The organism is Pseudomonas sp., from assembly GCF_050739655.1.
In the GTDB taxonomy this organism is placed as follows: Bacteria; Pseudomonadota; Gammaproteobacteria; order Pseudomonadales; family Pseudomonadaceae; genus Aquipseudomonas.
The window spans coordinates 1-22,425 of sequence record NZ_JBOIBY010000373.1; the positions used below are offsets into that span (position 1 = coordinate 1).

Annotated in this window: 14 protein-coding genes and 2 pseudogenes; 10 read left to right on the forward strand and 6 right to left on the reverse strand. The window is 58.5% G+C overall.

All coding sequences use genetic code 11. The annotated features are described in order from the left end of the window. Positions 1 to 218 precede the first annotated feature (218 nt). Genes recC through recD form a run of 3 tightly spaced genes read left to right on the forward strand, consistent with a single transcriptional unit; the run spans position 219 to position 9,471 of the window. Positions 219 to 3,671 (forward strand): exodeoxyribonuclease V subunit gamma, encoded by a 3,453-nt coding sequence (recC, locus tag ACRESJ_RS18150; RefSeq protein WP_431759114.1) that lies wholly within the window; start codon positions 219 to 221, stop codon positions 3,669 to 3,671. Then, positions 3,668 to 7,360 carry an exodeoxyribonuclease V subunit beta gene (recB, locus tag ACRESJ_RS18155; protein ID WP_431759115.1) on the forward strand — a complete coding sequence of 1,231 codons (3,693 nt, stop codon included), beginning with the start codon at positions 3,668 to 3,670 and terminating at the stop codon, positions 7,358 to 7,360. Before recC ends, recB begins: the two co-directional genes overlap by 4 nt. After that, entirely contained in the window at positions 7,357 to 9,471 is a 2,115-nt protein-coding gene (gene recD, locus ACRESJ_RS18160) for an exodeoxyribonuclease V subunit alpha (RefSeq protein WP_431759116.1), read from the forward strand. The genes recB and recD overlap by 4 nt, the downstream gene beginning before the upstream one ends. A 25-nt stretch (positions 9,472 to 9,496) precedes the next feature. Here the strand turns inward: recD and ACRESJ_RS18165 are convergent, their stop codons facing one another. Beyond that, on the reverse strand, positions 9,497 to 10,444 hold the full coding sequence (locus ACRESJ_RS18165) for a LysR family transcriptional regulator (protein WP_431759117.1): 948 nt from the start codon (positions 10,442 to 10,444) through the stop codon (positions 9,497 to 9,499). A gap of 149 nt (positions 10,445 to 10,593) precedes the next feature. On the opposite strand from ACRESJ_RS18165, the gene ACRESJ_RS18170 reads away from it, so the two are divergent. Next, positions 10,594 to 12,120: a CoA-acylating methylmalonate-semialdehyde dehydrogenase gene (locus ACRESJ_RS18170; protein WP_431759118.1), complete on the forward strand. Its 1,527-nt coding sequence runs from the start codon at positions 10,594 to 10,596 to the stop codon at positions 12,118 to 12,120. A 10-nt stretch (positions 12,121 to 12,130) separates the two neighbouring features. Then, a complete protein-coding gene (mmsB, locus tag ACRESJ_RS18175; protein ID WP_431759119.1) occupies positions 12,131 to 13,018 on the forward strand; it encodes a 3-hydroxyisobutyrate dehydrogenase in 888 nt (295 codons plus the stop codon). Between the two features lie 316 nt (positions 13,019 to 13,334). Here the strand turns inward: mmsB and ACRESJ_RS18180 are convergent, their stop codons facing one another. Beyond that, positions 13,335 to 13,679 carry a cupin domain-containing protein gene (locus ACRESJ_RS18180; RefSeq protein ID WP_007900627.1) on the reverse strand — a complete coding sequence of 115 codons (345 nt, stop codon included), beginning with the start codon at positions 13,677 to 13,679 and terminating at the stop codon, positions 13,335 to 13,337. Between the two features lie 276 nt (positions 13,680 to 13,955). On the opposite strand from ACRESJ_RS18180, the gene kynB reads away from it, so the two are divergent. Together kynB and kynA are read left to right on the forward strand one after the other, a co-directional pair. Then, positions 13,956 to 14,621: an arylformamidase gene (kynB, locus tag ACRESJ_RS18185; protein WP_431759120.1), complete on the forward strand. Its 666-nt coding sequence runs from the start codon at positions 13,956 to 13,958 to the stop codon at positions 14,619 to 14,621. Then, complete coding sequence (gene kynA, locus ACRESJ_RS18190) at positions 14,618 to 15,472, forward strand: tryptophan 2,3-dioxygenase (RefSeq protein ID WP_431759121.1); 855 nt, start codon at positions 14,618 to 14,620, stop codon at positions 15,470 to 15,472. Before kynB ends, kynA begins: the two co-directional genes overlap by 4 nt. Positions 15,473 to 15,530: 58 nt before the next feature. Here the strand turns inward: kynA and ACRESJ_RS18195 are convergent, their stop codons facing one another. The 3 genes and pseudogenes from ACRESJ_RS18195 to ACRESJ_RS18205 all read right to left on the reverse strand — a co-directional run. Continuing rightward, complete coding sequence (locus ACRESJ_RS18195; RefSeq protein ID WP_431759122.1) at positions 15,531 to 16,934, reverse strand: amino acid permease; 1,404 nt, start codon at positions 16,932 to 16,934, stop codon at positions 15,531 to 15,533. Between the two features lie 43 nt (positions 16,935 to 16,977). Next, positions 16,978 to 17,127 (reverse strand): annotated as a pseudogene (gene antC, locus ACRESJ_RS18200) (anthranilate 1,2-dioxygenase electron transfer component AntC); the annotation flags it as partial. A 10-nt stretch (positions 17,128 to 17,137) separates the two neighbouring features. Beyond that, positions 17,138 to 17,434, reverse strand: a pseudogene (locus ACRESJ_RS18205) (Rieske 2Fe-2S domain-containing protein); the annotation flags it as partial. Positions 17,435 to 17,877: 443 nt separating this feature from the next. On the opposite strand from ACRESJ_RS18205, the gene ACRESJ_RS18210 reads away from it, so the two are divergent. Beyond that, complete coding sequence (locus ACRESJ_RS18210; RefSeq protein ID WP_431759123.1) at positions 17,878 to 18,885, forward strand: helix-turn-helix domain-containing protein; 1,008 nt, start codon at positions 17,878 to 17,880, stop codon at positions 18,883 to 18,885. A gap of 157 nt (positions 18,886 to 19,042) precedes the next feature. Here the strand turns inward: ACRESJ_RS18210 and ACRESJ_RS18215 are convergent, their stop codons facing one another. Beyond that, positions 19,043 to 19,516 (reverse strand): Lrp/AsnC family transcriptional regulator, encoded by a 474-nt coding sequence (locus tag ACRESJ_RS18215; RefSeq protein WP_431759124.1) that lies wholly within the window; start codon positions 19,514 to 19,516, stop codon positions 19,043 to 19,045. A 175-nt stretch (positions 19,517 to 19,691) separates the two neighbouring features. On the opposite strand from ACRESJ_RS18215, the gene kynU reads away from it, so the two are divergent. Both kynU and ACRESJ_RS18225 read left to right on the forward strand, forming a co-directional pair. Next, positions 19,692 to 20,942 carry a kynureninase gene (kynU, locus tag ACRESJ_RS18220; protein ID WP_431759125.1) on the forward strand — a complete coding sequence of 417 codons (1,251 nt, stop codon included), beginning with the start codon at positions 19,692 to 19,694 and terminating at the stop codon, positions 20,940 to 20,942. 60 nt (positions 20,943 to 21,002) lie between these two features. Then, the gene (locus tag ACRESJ_RS18225; RefSeq protein WP_431759126.1) at positions 21,003 to 22,412 is read left to right on the forward strand and encodes an amino acid permease; all 1,410 of its coding nucleotides are present in this window, start codon (positions 21,003 to 21,005) and stop codon (positions 22,410 to 22,412) included. Positions 22,413 to 22,425: the final 13 nt, after the last annotated feature.

Consider the following 22,425-nt stretch of genomic DNA (forward strand, 5'->3'; position numbering starts at 1 on the left):
AAACGATGCATCGCCGATGGTAGTGTGGGGTTTCCCCATGTGAGAGTAGGTCATCGTCAAGATTAAATTCCGAAACCCCTATCTGCGTATGCAGGTAGGGGTTTTGTTTTTGCCTGGAGAAAAGTTCGTACAGCAACACTGGACAGCTCTGCGCTGTCACCGTCTCTCGACAATGCTAAGGTTTGACCCTCGCGTTTGTATTTTCCAAGGAAGCCTTTATGCCGGACGCAACGTCCCTCAGTGCTGGTTTTATGGTGGTTCACGGCAACCGCCTGGATGAGTTACGCAGCCTGGTGGTGAGCTGGATGCGGCGTTACCCGCTGGCTCCCCTGGAAAATGAAATCGCCTTGGTGCAGAGCAATGGCATTGCTCAATGGCTAAAGCTGGCGTTGGCAGAAGATGCTGAAGACGACGACATGGGGGGCTGCGGTATCGCCGCCGCCATTGACGTTCAATTGCCCGGTAGTTTCATGTGGCAGCTCTATCGCATGGTTCTGGGGCGCGACGAGATTCCGGCCAAGTCCCTGCTCGATAAAGCCCCGCTGACCTGGCGTCTGATGCGTCTGCTTCCGCAGTTGATCAACCAGCCTCATTTCGAACCGCTGCAGCGCTTCCTGACCAATGACACCGATTTACGCAAACGCTATCAGCTATCTGAACGGCTCGCGGATCTGTTCGACCAATATCAGGTATACCGTGCCGACTGGCTCGAAGACTGGGCAGAAGGGCGTCACCAACTGCGAAATGCACGCGGGGAGACCAAGCCACTGACGCCAGCTAATTGCTGGCAAGCGGAGTTGTGGCGTGCACTGTTGCTGGATGTTGGTGAAGAAGGGATGGCGCAAAGCCGTGCCGGTGTCCATCAGCGTTTTATCGAACGAATCAACAGCCTCGACGCTGCCCCGCCTGGATTGCCTTCACGGGTTATCGTATTCGGTATTTCTTCTCTGCCAGCCCAAGCCCTGGAAGCTTTGGCCGGGCTGGCTCGTTTCAGTCAGGTGTTGTTGTGTGTACACAATCCATGTCGTCACCACTGGGCAGACATCGTCGCCGATAAGGACCTGTTGCGACATCAATACAAGCGACAGGCTCGCAAGAGTGGAACGCCGGTTGTACTCGATGCCCAAACCCTTCATCAACATGCTCAACCGCTGCTGGCAGCATGGGGCAAGCAAGGTCGAGACTACATCAACCTGCTCGACAGCTATGACGATCCCAACAGCTATCGCTCGGCATTTCGTGACGGCCGCATCGACCTGTTCAGTGACAGCCAACCACTGAACCTGCTTAACCAGTTGCAGGATGACATCCTTGAACTGCGTCCCCTGAACGAAACGCGCGAGCGATGGCCTGCCATAGATTTGCAGATAGACAAATCCATCCGTTTTCACATTGCTCATAGCGCGCAGCGTGAAGTAGAGATTCTTCACGATCAGTTGCTCGCGCGTTTCAGCGCCGACCCACAATTGCGTCCTCGCGATGTGATCGTCATGGTCCCGGATATAGACAGCTATGCACCGCACATTCGGGCTGTGTTCGGTCAACTGGAGCGACACGATCCGCGATTCGTTCCTTTCACGCTTGCTGACCAAGGCCAGCGCGGTCGTGATCCCTTGCTGATCGCCGTCGAACACCTGCTCAAGTTGCCTGACAGTCGTTTCCCGGTCAGCGAGATTCTTGATCTGCTGGACGTTGCCGCATTGCGCACCCGCTTTGGTGTAGAGGAGCGTGACCTGCCGACTTTGCATCGCTGGATCGAAGGTGCTGGCATCCGCTGGGGCATGAATGCCGAGCAGCGTGCAGGTCTCGGTCTGCCGCAGGCTCTGGAACAGAACAGTTGGCGTTTTGGCTTGCGGCGAATGTTGCTCGGCTATGCGGTTGGCAGCGCCAATGCCTGTGAAGGTATCGAGCCCTACGATGAAATAGGCGGCCTGGATGCAGCACTGATAGGCCCTTTGGTCGCGCTGTTGGATGCGCTGGAAATAGCACACCAGGAACTGACCCGACCGGCATCACCCCAGCAGTGGAGCATGCGGCTGCAGGCATTGGTGTCGCTGTTCTTCCAGGCGAGCAACGAGCATGACGAATACTTGCTGACCCAGCTCGAAGAGTTGCGTGAAGCCTGGCTCGAGAATTGTGAGTCGGTAAGCCTGCAAGACGAATTGCCTCTGACCGTCGTTCGTGAAGCCTGGCTTGCCGGCCTCGATCAGGGACGTTTGTCTCAGCGCTTCTTGGCGGGTGCAGTCAATTTCTGCACGTTGATGCCCATGCGCGCGATCCCGTTCAAACTGGTCTGTCTGCTGGGGATGAATGACGGTGACTACCCGCGCGCACAACCGCCGCTGGACTTCGATCTCATGGGCAGTGACTACCGTCCCGGCGACCGCTCGCGACGTGAAGACGATCGCTACTTGTTGCTGGAGGCTCTGTTGTCGGCCCGTGACCAGCTCTACATCAGTTGGGTCGGCCGTAGCATTCGCGATAACAGCGAGCGCCCCGCATCGGTACTGATCGGCCAGCTACGAGATCATCTCGCCAGCGGTTGGCGATTGACCGGTGCCGATGAAGACCTGCTTGAAGCCATCACTCAGGAACATCCTCTGCAACCCTTCAGCGCCCGTTACTTTCATGAGGGCGATGATCTGTTCAGCTACGCCAGCGAGTGGCAAGTGCTTCATCAAGCCACTGAGCAATTGACTGAAATCGACAGGCTTGACGCTCACGTTCAGGATGAACCGTTGAGTCTCGGTCAGCTCCAGGATTTCCTGCGCAACCCTGTGCGACATTTCTTCAGTCAGCGGTTGAAGGTGTTCTTTGAATCTGCCGAAGTACCGTTGCCGGATGAAGAGCCCTTCGTCCTCGATGCCTTGCAGCGATACAACCTCAGCGACAGTTTGCTTGAGGCGGCACTGGCGGACCTCGATAACAGCGATCAAGCGCTGGAGGTGCAGGCTCGGCGTCTTCAGAACGGTGGACTGCTGCCAATGGCAGGGTTCGGTGAATGCCTTCAGCGGGAGCTGATCGAGCCGTTACCGGATTTGCTGCAACGCTATCAACAATTACTGAGCTTATGGCCAACGCCGCTGACCAGTGCACTGCCGGTGAGCCTGGAGTTGCATGACTTGCGTGTCGAGGGCTGGCTCAGCGGTCTGCATCAGCGGTCTGATGGTGGTTTGCTGTCTATCACGACGATTCCCAACAGCATTGGGTCGATCAAATCCCGTAAATGGCATCGCCTGACGCGACCGTGGGTCAATCATCTGGTCGCGTGCGCCAGCGGACTGTCGATGACCACGGCACTGGTGGCCAGCGACGACAGCCTGTTACTTGCTCCATTGGACGCGGATGCTGCTCGACGGATTCTGGGTGACCTGCTGCTGGCCTGGCAATCAGGTATGCGCCAGCCACTTCCTATTGCGGTTAAAACGGCCTTCGCCTGGTTGGGGCAGACCGATCCGGTCAAAGCCGAAGCCGCTGCTCGCAAGGCCTATGAAGGCGATGGATTGACCACTGATGGAGAGCGAAGGGAAAGCATGGCACTCGCACGTCAGTTCGCCGATTACGACGTACTTGTCGCCAACGAGACATTCACCGATTGGTGTGACGCGCTGTATCGACCGTTGCTTGAGGCGCCTTGGCGTTCATTGTCCAGTGAGGAGGCGCGTTCATGAGTACCAAGACACCTCTTGCCCTGGCATTCCCGCTGCACGGCAGTCAGTTGATCGAAGCCAGCGCCGGGACTGGCAAAACCTTCACTATTTCTGCGCTGTATTTGCGCCTGGTGCTTGGCCACGGTGTGGACTCCAGTGGTTTCGGGCGCGAGCTGTTGCCTCCGCAAATCCTCGTGGTGACCTTTACCGATGCCGCCACCAAAGAGTTGCGTGAGCGCATCCGTACCCGACTGGCTGAAGCCGCACGGTTTTTCCGCGATGAAACCCCGGCACCTGACGGCCTGATTGCCGAGTTGCGTGATCAATACCCGATCGAGCAGTGGTCCGGATGCGCCAACCGCTTGGACATCGCCGCCCAGTGGATGGACGAAGCGGCCGTCTCGACCATTCACAGTTGGTGTCAGCGCATGTTGCGCGAGCATGCCTTCGACAGTGGCAGCCTGTTTACCCAGACCCTGGAGACTGACCACAGCGATCTTCTGGGCGAAGTGTTGCGCGATTACTGGCGATTGTTTTGCTACCCGATGCAGGGAGATGCACTGAATTGGGTGCGTAGCAACTGGGGCGGGCCAGCAGCATTGTTGCCGCGGGTTCGCGGATTGTTTGCCAGCGAGCGGGACAACGTTGAAGGCAAGGAGCCTGCCGAGCTGATTGCGCAGTGTTTGCAGGAGCGACGAGCCGCGTTGTTGGAGCTCAAGCTGCCCTGGCGTCAGTGGGCTGACGAGCTGCTGGTTATCTGCCACGAAGGTGTCGCCAGTAAAAGTGTCGATGGCCGCAAGATGCAGGCACGTTATTTCGAACCCTGGTTCGAGAAACTCAAAGCCTGGGCTGAAGATGAAACCCTTGAGCATCTGGACATCGGGACCGGTTTCACGCGCCTGACTCCCGACGGCATGGCTGAAGCCTGGAAGAAAGGTGACGTACCCAACCATCCGGGGCTCGATGCCATGCCCGGTCTGAAGGCCTGCCTGGACAGTTTGCCGACTCCGGACGCGGCGGTTTTGCAACACGCCGCCCATTGGGTCGGCGTGCGCTTCGAGGAAGAAAAGCGTCGTCGCGCGGAAATGGGCTTTGACGACATGCTGCTGCGCCTTGATGCCGCGTTGCAATCCGACGGTGGTGAGCGGCTTGCGACGTTGATCCGAGAACAGTTCCCGGTAGCGTTGATCGACGAGTTCCAGGATACCGACCCGGTCCAGTACCGGATCTTCGAGAGCATCTATCGCATCGAAGAAAACTGCCCGCAAAGCGGTCTGTTCCTGATCGGCGATCCCAAGCAGGCGATCTATGCCTTCCGCGGCGCCGATATCTATACCTATCTTCGCGCACGGCAGGCGACCACCGGGCGCCTGCATACCCTGGGCACCAACTTTCGTTCCAGCCACGGCATGGTCAGTGCCGTGAACCATGTATTTGAATGCGCCGAGTCTCGTGAGTCGGGGCGCGGGGCTTTCCTGTTCCGTGAAAGCAATGGCGATAACCCGGTGCCGTTCCTGCCTGTGGAATCGCAGGGTCGCAAGGAAGTTCTGCGCATCAATGATCAATCTGTCCCGGCGCTGAACATCTGGCACTTGTCTGCCGAGCAGCCGTTGTCCGGTGCCCTGTACCGCCAACAACTGGCTGCTGCGTGTGCCAGTGAAATCACTGCCTTGCTCAACGCTGGGCAGCAAGGGCGCACGGGTTTTGCCCGGGAAGGTAAAGACTTTGCAGGCCTGATGCCTGCGGACATCGCGATCCTCGTCCGTGATGGCAAGGAAGCGCAGGCCGTGCGTGCCGAGCTCTCTGCCCGAGGCGTACGCAGTGTTTATCTGTCCGATAAGGACTCGGTGTTCGCCGCGCAGGAAGCTCACGATGTGCTGACTTGGCTCAAGGCCTGTGCCGAGCCCGATGTCGAACGACCGCTGCGAGCGGCATTGGCCTGCATCACGCTCAATCTGTCATTGGTAGACCTGGAACAGTTGAACCAGGACGAGCTGGCCTGGGAGGCGCGGGTCATGCAGTTCCGCGGTTATCGCGAGCTTTGGCGCAAACAGGGCGTACTACCGATGCTGCGACGCCTGCTGCACGACTTCCAACTTCCACAGACGTTGATTGCCCGCAACGACGGCGAACGTGTATTGACCAATCTGTTGCACCTGTCTGAGTTACTGCAACAGGCGGCTGCTGAACTGGATGGCGAGCAGGCCCTTATTCGGCACTTGTCCGAGCATTTGGCGCTGTCCGGTCAGGCCGGTGAAGAACAGATCCTGCGGCTGGAGAGCGACGAGCAACTGGTCAAGGTCGTGACCATTCACAAGTCCAAGGGGCTCGAATATCCCTTGGTGTTCCTGCCGTTCATTTGCTCGACAAAACCGGTGGATGGCAGCCGTCTGCCACTGCATTACCACGACGCCTCGGGCAAGGCTCAGGTGACCTTGAACCCCACGCCCGAGTTGATTGCCCAGGCCGATGATGAGCGCCTGGCCGAGGATTTGCGTCTGCTTTATGTCGCCCTGACACGGGCGCAACACGCCTGCTGGCTGGGGGTCACGGATCTCAAGCGCGGAAGTAACAACAGCTCGGTACTGCATCTGTCAGCGTTGGGTTATCTGTTGGGTGGCGGTACACCATTGACTGAGTCGGCGGGCTTGAAGGTTTGGTTGCGGGACTTGCAACAGGATTGTCCTGCAATGAGCTGCAGCGAAATGCCTGAAGCGACCGGCGAGCATTACAATCCACCGCTGAACACCGCCGCATTGCTTGCTCCATTGACTCCCCAGCGCAAGGCCAGCGAAAACTGGTGGATTGCCTCTTACAGCGCCTTACGCATAAGCGACAGCCTGAGCATCGGCAATGACGAAGCGCCTGAGAGCCCGCAGGCGCAGAAGCTTTTTGACGATGAGCGTCTCGATCCGCAAGCGCCCCGAGAGATGGCGCATGGCGGTGCCGATATCCATCGATTCCCCCGTGGCCCGAACCCTGGGACGTTTCTTCATGGCCTGCTCGAGTGGGCTGGCGATGAAGGTTTTGCTGTCACACCGCAAGCTGTGGAAGATGCTATTGCCCGTCGCTGCAATCGCCGTGGCTGGGAAGGCTGGATAACGACGTTGAGTGACTGGCTCCAACATCTGCTCAAATCGCCGCTGTCTGTCGGTGCTGGGCAGGCTGCGATGACTCTCGAAAAGTTGACCCAGTACCAGGTCGAAATGGAGTTCTGGTTTGCCAGCCATAAAGTCGATGTCCTCAAGCTCGATGCACTGGTGCGCCAGTACACTCACAACGGCGTGGCTCGCGTCGCCGCCGAGCCGGTGTTGCTCAATGGCATGTTCAAGGGGTTCATCGACCTGACGTTCGAGCACGATGGGCGCTATTACGTCGCCGACTACAAATCCAACTGGCTCGGCGTCGACGACACGGCCTACACAGAACAGGCCATGGAGCAGTCGATCCTCGACAACCGATACGATCTGCAATACGTGCTGTACCTCCTGGCCCTGCATCGCCAGCTCAAGGCCCGGCTTGCCGATTACGATTACGACCGACATGTCGGTGGCGCGTTGTACCTTTTCCTTCGGGGCACGCGCGCACCGAGTCAGGGCGTGTACTTCGCCCGCCCACCCAAAGAGTTGATCGAGCGGCTGGACCGGATGTTTCAGGGTAAGCCGGAGCCCAGGGTCGAGCCCGCCTGGGAACAGGGAGTATTGCTATGAGCCGCACCTTCGCCGATTTGCTGCCCACTTCGCTGGCAGCTGACAGCCTGGCGGATCTTGAGCCCTTGAACCGTGCCGACGACTTGTTGTTGCTGCTCACGCGCTGGGTTGAACGTGGTTGGTTGCGCGCGCTGGACAAGGCCTTCGTGGCCTTTCTTCACGAACTGGCACCCGAGGATGATCCGTTGGTGCTGCTGGCTGCGGCATTGACCAGTCACCAATTGGGTCATGGGCATGTTTGCCTGGATCTGTTCGAGACGCTCAAGGAGCCAGACTTCGCCCTGTCATTACCCCCGGAAGGCGACCTGCAGAGTGGCGTGATGCTGTTACCGTCGCAACTGCTGGAAGCGCTGGAGGGCGCCCATTGGTGCAAGGTGCTGGCTTGCAGCCCGCTCGTTGCATTGGCGGCCGACGAACGTGAAACCGTGCAGTCGCGACCGTTGGTGTTATCGGGCAAGCGCCTGTATCTGCGCCGCTATTGGGCCTATGAGCGACGTATCGATAATTCGCTGCGAGAACGCCTGGCAACCCATGAGGCCGCGCCGGATGACTTGCTCCTGCGTCTCACCGGATTGTTTGGTCCGGCCAAAGCCGGCGAGGTAATCGACTGGCAAAAACTCGCCTGTGCCCTCGCAACCCGCAGTGCCTTCAGTATCGTCACCGGTGGTCCTGGAACCGGCAAGACCACGACGGTCGTGCGTTTGCTGGCACTGCTGCAGGCTCCCGCTGTGGAGATGGGCAAGCCGTTGCGCATTCGTCTCGCCGCGCCGACCGGCAAAGCCGCGGCGCGGCTGACGGAGTCCATCAGCCAGCAAGTCCGAACGCTGAAAGTCAGTGAAGCCATACGCGATAAAATCCCGTCCGATGTCACCACCGTTCACCGCCTGCTCGGCAGTCGCCCGGGTACCCGACATTTTCGTCACCATGCCGGTAATCGCTTGCCGCTGGATGTGTTGGTGGTGGACGAAGCATCGATGATCGATCTGGAGATGATGGCGAACTTGCTCGATGCACTGCCGGCCCATGCTCGTCTGGTGTTGTTGGGTGACAAGGACCAGTTGGCTTCCGTGGAGGCCGGTGCGGTTTTGGGCGATCTGTGTCGTGACGCCGAGGCCGGTTGGTACAGCCCGCAGACACGCCATTGGCTGGAGGCCGTCAGCGGGGAAAGCCTGCAAGCCAGTGGGTTGCAGGAAGACACCCAAGGCACTCATCCCCTGGCCCAGCAAGTGGTCATGTTGCGTCACTCGCGCCGATTCGGCGAGGGCAGTGGCATTGGCCAGTTAGCCCGTTGGGTGAACCAGCAGCAGCCTGAGGAAGCCCGAAAGTTGTTGGTCGCTCGAAGCCACGACGATGTGTTTTGCCTGTCCCTCAAGAATGAACAGGATCGGGCGCTGGAGCGTTTGTTGCTCGAAGGTCATGGCGAGGGGCCGCAGGGTTACCGGCATTATCTAAGTCTGCTGCGTAACCAGCGGCCACCGCTCGATAGCCAGCACGATGATCCGTGCTGGGCGGACTGGGCTCGTCAGGTGCTGCAAGCCTTCGATGCCTTCCAGTTGTTGTGCGCCGTGCGTAAAGGACCTTGGGGCGTGGAAGGGTTGAACCTGCGAGTCACCGATGCGCTGCTCAAGGCCCGGCTGATCGACAGTGACCAGCAGTGGTACGAAGGTCGGCCAGTGTTAATGACCCGCAATGACTACGGCCTGGGCCTGATGAACGGCGACATCGGCATTGCACTCAAACTTCCCGAGCGAGAGGGGCCGCAAGCCGGTCGGCAGGTCCTTCGAGTGGCGTTCCCGCGTAACGACGGGCAGGGCGGTGTGCGTTTTGTTTTGCCGAGCCGACTCAATGATGTCGAAACCGTTTACGCCATGACCGTGCACAAATCCCAAGGCTCGGAGTTTGCCCATACCGCATTGATTCTGCCGGATGCCCTCAATCCTGTTCTCACCAAGGAACTGATCTATACCGGGATTACCCGCGCCAAGGACTGGTTCACGTTGATCGAACCTCGCGGGGGCGTATTTGAAGAGGCTGTGAGACGCAAGGTCAAGCGCTTGAGCGGGTTGATGCTGGAGCTGAAAGAGGGCAACGATACGGTGGATCTGCCTTGATGAGCCCCCCGCATCTGCCTGGAACTCAGTCGGTAAACCGCATTTCCCGCGTCTCACCAAGCAATAACGGTCCATTGAGCTCCGTCACCTCCCTGATGTAATCCCACAACAGGGTGATCCGCTTGAGCTTGCGCAGGTCCTCCCGGCAGTACATCCAGAACTGGCGGGTGATGTTGATCTCTTGCGGCAATACCGGCAGCAAGCGTGGGTCCTGAGCGGCGAGGAAGCAGGGCAGGATGGCCAGTGATCGCCCCTGCTGTGCCGCTACGAATTGTGCAATGACACTGGTGCTGCGCAGGTTGGCGCTGGCGCCGGGCAATACGTTTGCCAGGTACAGCAGCTCCGAACTGAATGCCAGGTCGTCGACGTAGCTGACAAACGAGTGCTTGGCCAAATCTGCAGGGCGACGAATCGTTGGGTGGTTATCCAGATATTCCTGCGTCGCATATAGCTGTAATCGATAGTCGCAGAGTTTGCAGCAGACGTACGGACCATGCTCGGGGCGTTCCAGGGCGATGACGATATCGGCCTCGCGCTTGGACAGGCTGATGAAGTGTGGCAATGGCAGGATATCCACCGAGATCGCCGGGTACGCGTCGACGAAATGGCTCAGTTGCGGCGTGATGAAAAAGCTGCCGAAACCTTCGGTGCAGCCCATCCGCACATGCCCGGACAACGCCACTCCAGAACCCGAAACCTGTTCGCACGCCATGTGCAGCGTACTTTCTATCGACTCGGCATAGCCCAGCAGTCGCTGGCCTTCAGCGGTCAGGACGAAGCCGCTGGTCCGGGATTTTTCGAACAGCAAGGTTCCCAGTGAAGCTTCCAGCGAACTGATGCGCCGCGACACGGTGGTGTAGTCGACGGCCAGGCGTTTGGCTGCGGTGCTGGCCTTGCGGGTTCGGGCGACCTCAAGGAAAAACTTGAGGTCATCCCAGTTCAGCGAGCCTAAAGATGTGATGTTTTTTTGCATGTTGGACCGGCTTTAATGTGCGTTCTTATTAGAAGTTTGCACATCTATACTCCAAAAACAGTCGTATAACCAATTCGCGACACACGCCTCATCTCAAGGCGACTTTTTCGCCTTGGCTCTCTAGATAACAACAAGTCCAGGAGACCCACATGAACGTATCGCTCTCGCCTAACGAGACCACCCTGCAGAAGGTCAAACTGTTGATCGATGGGGAGTGGGTCGAGTCCCAAACCACCGAATGGCACGACATCGTCAACCCGGCCACTCAGCAAGTGCTGGCCAAAGTACCGTTCGCGACCGCGCAGGAAGTCGACGCCGCGATCAGCGCCGCCCATCGCGCCTTCCAGACCTGGAAGCTGACGCCCATCGGCGCGCGGATGCGCATCATGCTCAAAATGCAGGCACTGATTCGCGAGCACTCCAAGCGCATCGCTGTGGTGTTGAGCGCAGAGCAAGGCAAAACCATTGCCGACGCTGAAGGCGATATTTTCCGTGGCCTGGAAGTGGTCGAGCACGCGTGCTCCATCGGCAGCCTGCAAATGGGTGAGTTCGCTGAAAACGTGGCAGGCGGTGTCGATACCTACACCCTGCGCCAACCCATCGGTGTGTGTGCCGGCATTACCCCATTCAACTTCCCGGCGATGATTCCGCTGTGGATGTTCCCGATGGCCATCGCCTGCGGCAACACCTTCGTACTCAAGCCGTCCGAGCAGGACCCGATGTCGACCATGTTGCTGGTGGAACTGGCCATCGAGGCCGGCGTTCCGGCGGGTGTGCTGAACGTCGTGCACGGCGGCAAGGATGTGGTGGATGCACTCTGCACCCACAAGGATATCAAGGCTGTTTCCTTCGTCGGCTCTACGGCCGTGGGTACTCACGTTTACGACCTGGCTGGCAAACATGGCAAGCGCGTGCAATCGATGATGGGCGCCAAGAACCACGCGGTGGTGCTGCCGGATGCCAATCGCGAACAAGCGCTCAATGCGCTGGTGGGCGCCGGTTTCGGTGCTGCCGGTCAGCGTTGCATGGCCACTTCGGTGGTGGTGCTGGTGGGGGCGGCCAAGCAGTGGCTGCCTGACCTCAAGGCGCTGGCGCAAAAGCTCAAGGTCAATGCCGGCAGTGAGCCGGGCACTGACGTAGGCCCTGTGATCTCGAAAAAGGCCAAGGCGCGGATTCTCGATCTGATCGAAAGCGGCATCAAGGAAGGCGCCAAACTGGAGCTGGACGGTCGCGACATCTCGGTCCCCGGGTACGAGAAGGGCAACTTTGTCGGCCCGACCCTGTTCTCTGGGGTGACGACTGACATGCAGATTTACACCCAGGAAATCTTCGGCCCGGTGCTGGTGGTGCTGGAAGTCGACACCCTCGACCAGGCTATTGCGCTAGTCAACGCCAACCCGTTCGGCAACGGCACCGGTCTGTTCACCCAAAGCGGTGCGGCAGCGCGCAAATTCCAGACCGATATCGACGTCGGCCAGGTCGGCATCAACATCCCGATTCCGGTGCCTGTCCCATTCTTCAGCTTCACCGGTTCGCGCGGTTCCAAGCTCGGTGACCTCGGCCCGTATGGCAAGCAAGTGGTGCAGTTCTACACTCAGACCAAGACTGTCACCAGCCGCTGGTTCGATGACAACAGCGTCAACGACGGTGTGAACACCACGATCAATTTGCGCTAAGGAGCCGGACATGAAAATCGCTTTTATCGGTCTCGGCAACATGGGTGCGCCAATGGCGCGCAACCTGATCAAGGCCGGTCACGCGCTGCGCCTTGTCGACCTGAACAAAACCGTGCTGGCAGAACTTGAGCAGTTGGGCGGCAGCATCAGCGCGTCGGCCCGTGAGGCCGCCGAAGGCGCGGAGTTGGTGATCACCATGCTGCCGGCCGCTGTGCATGTGCGCAGCGTCTGGCTGGGTGAAAATGGCGTGCTCGCCGGTATCGGCAAGGGCGTGCCGGCGGTGGATTGCAGCACCATTGATCCGCAAACCGCTCGCGATGTAGCCGCCGCTGCCGCCAAGCAGGGCGTGGCCATGGCCGATGCGCCGGTCTCCGGTGGCACGGGCGGTGCGGCGGCGGGGACACTGACCTTCATGGTCGGCGCCACGCCGGAACTGTTCGCCACGCTGCAACCGGTACTCGCGCAGATGGGGCGCAACATTGTCCATTGTGGCGAAGTCGGCACCGGGCAAATCGCCAAGATCTGCAACAACCTGCTGCTGGGCATTTCCATGGTGGGCGTAAGCGAAGCCATGGCGCTCGGCGATGCATTGGGTATCGACACCAAGGTGCTGGCGGGCATCATCAACAGCTCAACGGGTCGTTGCTGGAGTTCGGAGATGTACAACCCTTGGCCGGGTATCGTCGAAACCGCACCGGCTTCGCGCGGTTACACCGGTGGCTTTGGTGCCGAGCTGATGTTGAAGGATCTGGGGCTGGCAACCGAAGCGGCCCGTCAGGCGCACCAACCGGTGGTGCTCGGCGCGGTGGCCCAGCAGTTGTATCAGGCGATGAGCTTGCGCGGGGAAGGGGGCAGCGACTTCTCGGCGATTATCAATGGCTATCGCAAGCCGCAGTGATCATGTGTAGGTAAACCTGTGGGAGATTCTATGGTTGAGAGCTTCCCCTCAACCACAGAATCTCCCACAGTGTTTTTCGGTTGATCGCAGATTCTGTGACCGGACAATAACTACTGTAGGAGCGAGCGGTGCGACGATTCGACTTGCCCGCGAAGAGGCCGGTACATCCAACATTGATGCTGACTGACCTGGCGCATTCGCGGGCAAGCCACGCTCCCACAGGGATTTGTGTTGTCCATGGATTTTGCGATCGCCGAAAGAACCTGTGGGAGCTTTCCCTCAACCATAAAATCTCCCACAGTGGTTTTTCGTGGAATCAGGCAAACACGAAATATTTGCGCACGGTTTCCACCACTTCCCAGGTACCTTTCATGCCTGGCTCGATGACAAAAATGTCACCGGCACGCAGGTGGATAGGCGCCATGCCTTCCGGGGTGATGATGCAGTAGCCTTCCTGGAAATGGCAGTATTCCCACTTCACGTATTCCACGTACCACTTGCCTGGTGTGCAGATCCAGGTACCCATGATCTTGCTGCCGTCTTCGCTGGTGTAGGCGTTGAGGTTGACGGTGTGCGGGTCGCCCTCGAGTTTTTCCCACTTGCAGGCGTCAAGCACGGGCAGCGGGTGGGTGTCGCGAAGAACGGTAATCGGTGCGGTCATGATGACTCCGGCTGATGAGAGAGAGCTGAAGTCGCACCCTATCGGGCTTGGAAGCGCCTCAGTTGTCTGTGCTCGACATCGAGGTATCCAGAAACGCAGCGGCTATCGACCGGCTAGCCGTTGAATCCAGTGACGTACAGGTTGAAACTTCCTCTCTAGAAATGGCCGATTCCTGGCAGTTTGTGCGAAAGATTCAAGCAAGGCCGACGGTTTTTGCAAGAAAATGCACAGGTATCACTCGTATCATTCACATCGGAAAAGGCCGAGAGCTTTGCAATGAAAAAAACAATGTCGTGGTGGGATATCAGCCCGCCCTTGAGCGCGGCAACACCGACCTGGCCAGGCGATACGCCTTTTCAGGAAGAGCGCGTGTGGACCTTGGGGCCTGAGTGCCCGGTGAATGTCGGACGTATCACGCTGTCACCGCACACGGGCGCCCATGTCGATGCACCGTTGCACTACAGCGCAGACGGCGCGGCGATTGGCGATGTGCCGCTCGACGTCTACATCGGGCCTTGCCGAGTGTTGCACTGCCTGGACAGCGGCCGATTGGTACAGCCCGAGCAATTGCAAGGTCGTTTGAAAAACCTGCCCGAACGCGTCCTGCTGCGCACTTATCGACAGGCACCGCTGAGCAACTGGGATTCGGACTTCACGGCGGTCGCCAAAGAAACCGTCGACCTGTTGGCCAGTCACGGCGTGCGTCTGATCGGCATCGATACGCCCTCGCTGGACCCGCAGCAATCAAAAACCATGGATTCGCACAATGCAGTGGCCCGCCACGGCATGGCTATCCTGGAAGGCATCGTGCTCGACGAGGTCCCGGAAGGTGACTATGAGCTGATCGCGCTGCCGCTGCGTTTTGCAAATCTGGACGCAAGCCCGGTGCGGGCGATTCTGCGTCCTCTGAATTCACTGCTATCTGAAGAGGCTGCCCAATGAGCCAATGTCCGTACTCGCCTGCCAATCCGTCCGGGGAATGGCACAACGCCGAGCTGAATTTTTCCGATTCCATGAGCTACGGCGACTACCTGGACCTGGGGCGCATTCTCAATGCCCAGCACCCGCTGTCGCCGGACCACAACGAAATGCTGTTCATCATCCAGCACCAGACATCCGAGCTGTGGATGAAGCTGATGTTGCACGAGCTCAAGGCGGCTCGGGAGCATGTACGACTGGGCGAATTGCCACCGGCTTTCAAGATGCTGGCGCGGGTCTCGCGAATCTTTGATCAGCTGGTGCACGCCTGGACAGTGCTGGCCACCATGACGCCCACCGAGTATCACGCGATTCGGCCATTTCTCGGGCAGTCGTCGGGTTTTCAGTCTTTCCAGTACCGTGAAATCGAATTCATCCTGGGTAACAAGAGCGCGACGCTGTTGCGCCCCCACGCCCATCGCCCGGAGTTGTTGCAGGAACTGGAGAAGTCGATCGCCACACCGTCGCTGTATGACGAAGCGATTCGTTTGATGGCCAATGCCGGGCTGGTGATCGACCCGAAACGCTTCGAACGTGACCCGAGCCTGCCAACCGAGCACGATGCCTCGGTCGAAGCTGCCTGGCGCGAGGTCTATACCGACCCTTCACGTTATTGGGATCTCTATCAGTTGGCGGAAAAGTTCATCGACCTCGAGGACTCGTTCCGTCAATGGCGCTTCCGGCACGTCACCACGGTTGAACGGATCATCGGCTTCCAGCCAGGAACAGGTGGGACTGAAGGGGTCGGCTATCTGCGCAAGATGCTCGACACGGTGCTGTTCCCCGAGTTGTGGCGCCTGCGCTCGACGCTCTGACCTGCGGGTAAGAAAAAGCCCCGGCATTCACTGAATGCCGGGGCTTTTCTTTGCGTGGTTACTGAGCCACTGGCAAGGCGCGATGCCTAGCCATGCGCAGCCGGTAGAACAGGTAGATGATCGCGACCCAGACCGGGATGGCGTACACGGACGCCCGTATCCCCGGGATCAACCACATGACATAGATGATCACAGCCATGAACGCCAGGCACAGGTAATTGCTGTAGGGCGTCCAGAACGCCTTGAAGCCGGGCACGATGCCGCGCTGGCCCATGGCCTTGCGGAACTTCAGGTGCGTCAGGCTGATCATTGCCCAGTTGATCATCAGCGAGGCGACCACCAGGGCAAACAGCAACTCAAGGGCTTTATGGGGGGCGACGTAGTTGACCACCACCGACAGCATCGTGATCAGCGCCGAAACGCCCAGCGCCAGCAGCGGTACGCCCTGTTTGTTCAGCTTCATCAGCGCTTTGGGTGCATCGCCTTGCTCGGCCAGGCCGTAGAGCATGCGGCTGTTGCAGTAGACGCCGCTGTTGTAGACCGACAGCGCGGCGGTAAGCACCACGAAGTTGAGGATCTGCGCGGCGGTGTCGCTGCCAATCAAGGCGAAAATCTGCACGAACGGGCTGCCGCTGTAGGCATCGCCCGAGGCGCCCAGGGTCTGCAGCAGTTGGTCCCACGGGTACAGCGACAGCAGCACGGTGAGTGCGCCGACGTAGAAGATCAACACCCGGTAAACCACCTGGTTGATCGCCTTCGGAATCACTTTACGCGGTTCGCTGGCTTCAGCGGCGGTGATGCCGACCAGTTCCAGGCCGCCGAAGGAGAACATGATGAACGCCATCGCCATCAGCAAACCGCTGTAGCCGTTGGGGAAGAACCCGCCGTGGCTCCACAGGTTGCTCACCGACGCTTGCGGGCCGCCCGTGCCGCTGAACAGCATGTAGCAGCCCAGGACGATCATGCCGATGATGGCCACGACCTTGATGATCGCGAACCAGAACTCCATTTCACCGAAGACTTTGACGTTCAGCGTGTTGATCAGGTTGACCAGCACGAAGAACACCGCGGCGCTGACCCAGGTCGGCACCTCCGGCCACCAGAACTGCACGTATTTGCCGACCGCCGTCAGCTCGGCCATGCCCACCAGGACATACAGCACCCAGTAGTTCCAGCCGGACAGGAAGCCGGCGAAGCTACCCCAGTAGTTGTGGGCAAAATGACTGAAGGAACCGGCGACCGGTTCCTCGACAATCATCTCGCCCAGCTGGCGCATGATCAGGAAGGCAATGAACCCGGCAATTGCATAGCCGAGGATCATTGACGGTCCGGCGGACTTAAGCACGCCGGCAGAGCCCAGGAACAGCCCAGTACCGATCGCACCCCCTAATGCGATCAGTTGGATATGTCGATTCTTCAACCCCCGCGTGAGCGTTCCCTGTTGCAAGATTTCATCTGCCATCTCGGTCCCTTCTGCTTGTTGTTGTCAGGCATGATTTGAAAGATCAGATATTACTCTCGGTGAACTTTTCGTAATACAGGTGAACGCTGTCCAATGTCTGGGTTTGCAACCAGTTCTTGATCGACTCGACCATCGGTGGAGGCCCGCAGACGTACATGTCGACCGGCGCATCGCGCAGTTCACTGCTGTCGAAGTACTGCAGCATGCTGGCAGACGTTGATCAGTGCGTTGAGCTGACCGTCACCGTCGCGGGTGATGATCATTGGCTGGCGGCCTGCACGCATCGTGACGAAGTCGTGATTGTTGGCCAACTCGCTTTCGTGGCAGGCGTAGATCCAGTTCTTCTCGAAGATCAGTTCCATCTCCAGATCGAACAACTGCGGTTCGGTGAAAATGTCCCGGGCGATCCGGAACACGCCTTCTGCCGGACGGAAGTCCAGGCAGCCCTGGATAAACGCTTTCCACTGCGCGACGTTTTTTCGCCACTCATGGGTGTGCACCGGTTTTTATTGGGGCTAATCGGTGTGCTCATTAGAGGGATTGAGGCGGGTGGGGGTCTATCCGGTTTGTCGACGAAGACAAGCCATAAAATTGGGGGGCGCGTGTCTGGTTCCTGTAGGAGCTGCCGAAGGCTGCGATCTTTTGATTTTTCAGGAGCAAAAGATCGCAGCCTTCGGCAGCTCCTACAGGGGGTGTCGGGTAACAATCGGTTGTGCAGCGTCTACCCAACCTCTGCACCATTGCGATGAACGGCTGCCCCTGATTGCAGCAATCAGGTACTGTTTTGACAGGCGTCGAGTGCCATTTGATTGCTGCGTTATCCACTTAGTCAGCGATTGCTATCCATTCAGTTGGCTGTGGCGTTTTGTGGCCTGGAAGTTGCCATTTCAGTCGAAGACGCGCCGTCAGAGCGCGCAAAAAAATAGCCTGTGGGTGCACCGTGATGAGCAGCAAAACTGATCCGCAGTTCCGCGATATTCGTGTCGATAGCGATGACCTTGATGCCGCGAGGATCTGGATGTCCGGTATCTGCGGACCTCATCGACTGGTGACCGCGACACCCGAACGGATCCGCTTTCATCACAGCGCCAACACGTTCAAATCGATGGCTACTACGCTTGGCACTATCGAGTACGGCACTGATGTGACCATCGATATTGAAGACCCCGAGCACTTCAGCAGCTACAGCCTGAGCTTGCCCCTGACAGGCGAGCAGGAATTGAGCAAGAACGGCAGTGTGCTCAAGTCCGATCGCGATCAAGGCGTGATCATTTCCCCGAATGAAAACCAGTTGCTGGCGATCTCCGGCGATTGCCGCAAGGTTCAGGTGGTGATCACCCGTGTGGCCATGAGCGAGTCCCTGGAGGGCATGCTGCAGCGCCCGCTGGATACGCCTTTGTGCTTCGAGCCGGTGATGGATGCGGTCGACGGCGCGTCGGCCTCCTGGTGGCGGATGGCGCGCTATTTCATCGCCGAACTGGAGCGTAGCAGCGAGCTCTACGAGCAGGTGGCTTTCACCCGGGACATTGAAAGTTCGCTGATCAAGGGGTTGATCCTCGCCCAGCCGAACAATTATTCGCAGGAGCTTCGTGAAGTACTCGGCATCAAGTTGCCGCACTACCTGATTCGGGCACGGCAATTCATCCATGAAAATGCCCGGGAAACCCTGCACCTTGAGGACATTGAGGCGGCGGCCGGCGTATCGCGCTTTAAATTGTTCGAGGCGTTCAAGAAATACTTCGCCCTGTCGCCGATGGTCTACCTGAAAAAGTACCGCTTGAACGCCGTGCGCCAGGACATTCTCGAACATGGCTCGGCGCGCAATATTTCCGCGATCGCCATGGGCTGGGGCTTTACCCACCTGGGGCGTTTCTCCGCCGAGTATCGCAAGTTGTTCGACGAGTCCCCGAGCATGACATTGCAGCGTAATAGTTCTCGACGCATGCGCTAAATTCGGAGCTCTACCGCGCTCGCTGTAGGAGCGAGCTTGCTCGCGAAAAACCTGTAGACGCGGCGACCATTCAGGATGATCGCGTCATCGTTAACGTATTTCGCGAGCAAGCTCGCTCCTACAGGATGTCGGTGTACGCCCCGGCGAGTTGAGCCTTTTACTTGCGCACCACCAGATCCAGCAACTCCTCACGCTCCTTGATTTTCTGCAGGACGATTTCCGAGCGGATATCGGTCACGCCGGCCGTGCGGTTGAGGTGGTTGACGATGAAATCCGAGAAGTGTTTGAGGTTGCGCGCCTGGACCCGCAATACATAGTTGCTGGCGCCGGTAATCACGTACGCGGTGACCACTTCCGGCCACGATTGCACCTTCTTGATGAAGGTCTCGTGCCAGTCCTCGACGTCCTGGCGCAACGACACATGGACGATGGCTTCCAGCTCGATTCCCAGCCGTTCGGCATTCAGTACGGCGCGATAACCGGTGATGATTCCTTCCGTTTCCAGCAGGCGCAAACGGCGCAAGCAGGCCGACGGCGATAGAGCGACTTTCTCTGCCAGTTCCTGGTTGCTGATACGGCCATCCTGTTGCAATTGATGGAGGATGCGCAGGTCTGTCGAGTCGAGATTCATGGCTGATAGAAGTCCACGTTTATTGGCGTTTAATTCGAATTTTCTGCGAGATAACTACTATATGGCAGTCCACTTTGCACGAAAATTCTCCATTGCTTCGTTCATTATCTTTCCACGGAAAAGGGGCCGACAACGCCTGAAAACACGCTAAGACCTTCAAAGAACAGGACACCCAATGACAACAAGAAACGATTGCCTGGCGCTTGATGCCCAGGACACTCTTGCGCCACTGCGCCAGCAATTCGCACTGCCCGACGGTGTGATCTATCTCGATGGCAACTCGCTGGGCGCCCGCCCGGTCGCCGCATTGGCGCGCGCGCAAGAAGTGATTGCTCAAGAGTGGGGTAATGGCCTGATCCGTAGTTGGAACAGCGCGGGTTGGCGTGACCTTTGCGAGCATCTGGGCAATCGATTGGCCGGGCTGATTGGCGCTCGTGACGGTGAAGTGGTGGTGACCGACACCACTTCAATCAACCTGTTCAAGGTGCTCAGCGCCGCCCTTCGCGTGCAGGCTGCACGGTCGCCGGAACGCCGGGTGATCGTTACCGAATCCAGCAACTTCCCGACCGACCTGTACATCGCCGAAGGCCTCGCCGACATGCTGCAGCAGGGTTACACCTTGCGTCTGGTCGATAGTCCCGAGGAGCTGCCGCAAGCGATCGACCAGGACACCGCCGTGGTGATGCTCACCCACGTCAACTACAAGACGGGCTACATGCACGACATGCAGGCCCTGACCACGCTCACCCACGAATGTGGCGCACTGGCCATCTGGGACCTGGCGCATTCCGCTGGCGCGGTGCCGGTCGATCTGCATCAAGCGCAGGCTGATTATGCGATTGGTTGCACTTACAAATACCTTAATGGCGGCCCTGGTTCGCAGGCGTTTGTCTGGGTTAGTCCGCAACTGTGTGATCTGGTGGCGCAACCCCTGTCGGGCTGGTTCGGGCACTCGCGGCAGTTTGCGATGGAGACTCGCTACGAGCCGAGCAGCGGCATCGCTCGCTACTTGTGCGGCACTCAACCGATCACCTCTCTGGCGATGATCGAGTGCGGTCTGGATATCTTCGCCCAGACCGACATGGCCTCCCTGCGCCGCAAATCCCTGGCCCTGACCGATCTGTTCATCGAGCTGGTCGAGCAGCGCTGTGCCGCTCATGAACTGACCCTGATCACACCACGGGAGCACGCTAAGCGTGGCAGCCATGTCAGCTTCGAACATCCAGAAGGCTACGCAGTGATCCAGGCCTTGATCGCCCGTGGCGTGATCGGCGATTACCGCGAGCCGCGCATCATGCGCTTCGGTTTCACCCCGCTGTACACCACCTTCACCGAAGTCTGGGATGCAGTGCAGATTCTCGGTGAGATCCTCGATCAGAAAACCTGGTCGCAAGCGCAATTCCAGGTTCGCCACAGTGTGACGTGAAAGCGTTTTTTCCATCCATGTGCTCTCTCTTAAAAAAGACAAAATTCAGAGGACAGACAAATGAGCAAAGCCGCCGGCTTTGACACTATCGCCAACCGTGAGCAAGGACTGCGGCGCCAACTCACCTCGGGGCAAATGAGCATGATCGCCATTGGTGGCGCGATCGGCACCGGGTTGTTCATGGGCAGTGCGTATGCCATCGGCTATGCCGGGCCGAGCGTGCTGCTCAGCTACGCCATCGGCGCGATCATTACCTTGCTGTTGATGGGCTGTCTGGCGGAAATGACCGTGGCCCACTCGACCTCGGGTTCGTTCGGTGCCTATGCCGAGTTTTATATCAGCCCGCTGGCCGGGTTCCTGGTGCGCTATGCCTATTGGGCGGCCATTGTGCTGGCGGTCGGTACGGAAGTGACGGCGGTGGCGATGTACATGAAGTACTGGTTTGCCAACGTGCCGGAATGGATCTGGATCATCTCGTTTTCCAGCATGCTGATCCTGCTCAACGCCATCAGCGTGAAGACGTTCGGTACGTTTGAATACTGGTTCTCCACCATCAAGATCGGCGCGATTGTCGGCTTCATCATTTTGGCGGTGTATGTGGTGTTCGGTTCCGGCAACCCGCAATACGGCGTGCAAAACTACACCGACCACGGCGGCTTTTTCCCGAATGGTCTTCAGGGAATGTGGGTCGCGGTGATCGTTTCGATCTTCAGCTACCTGAGCGTGGAAATGATCGCCGTGGCTGCCGGTGAGGCGCAGGACCCTGAGCGTGCCGTCAAGAAAGCCTTTCGCGCGACCATCGTGCGGTTGGTGGTGTTTTACCTGCGGACCCTGGCACTGATGCTGGCCATCGTGCCGTGGGTTCAGGCCGGCAAGGCCCAGAGCCCGTTCGTCACGGTCATGCAAACCATCGGTATTCCCGGCGCGACCGGGGTGATGAATTTCGTGATTCTGATTGCGGCGTTGTCGGCCATGAACAGCCAGCTCTACATCACCACGCGCATGATGTTCAGCCTCTCTCGTGGTGGTTATGCACCGAAATCCATGGGCGTGTTGAGCAAGACTGGCATTCCGCTCAATGCCCTGTTGCTGTCGAGTTCTGGCATCGCCTTGGCCACCTTGCTCAACATTGTGTACCCGGAGAGTTCGTTCACTTTGATGATGGCGATCTCCATGTTTGGTGCCATCTTCACCTGGTTCATGATCTTCCTGACGCACTACTGTTTCCGTCGCTACCACGAGCGTAACGGCGAGCGAAAACTGTCGTTCCGCATGCGTTTGTTCCCTTACAGCACCTTGCTGGGGCTGGTACTGATGGGCGCGGTCATGATCACTACCTATTTCACTGACGCGTTCAAGATGACACTGGTATTCGGCGTGCCTTTCCTGCTGTTGCTCACCGTTGTCTACTGCATGTTTTTCAGAAAACCCAAGGCTGCGGGTGCATTGAATCCGTTGTCCAGGGTCTAGTCTGGGCACGCAA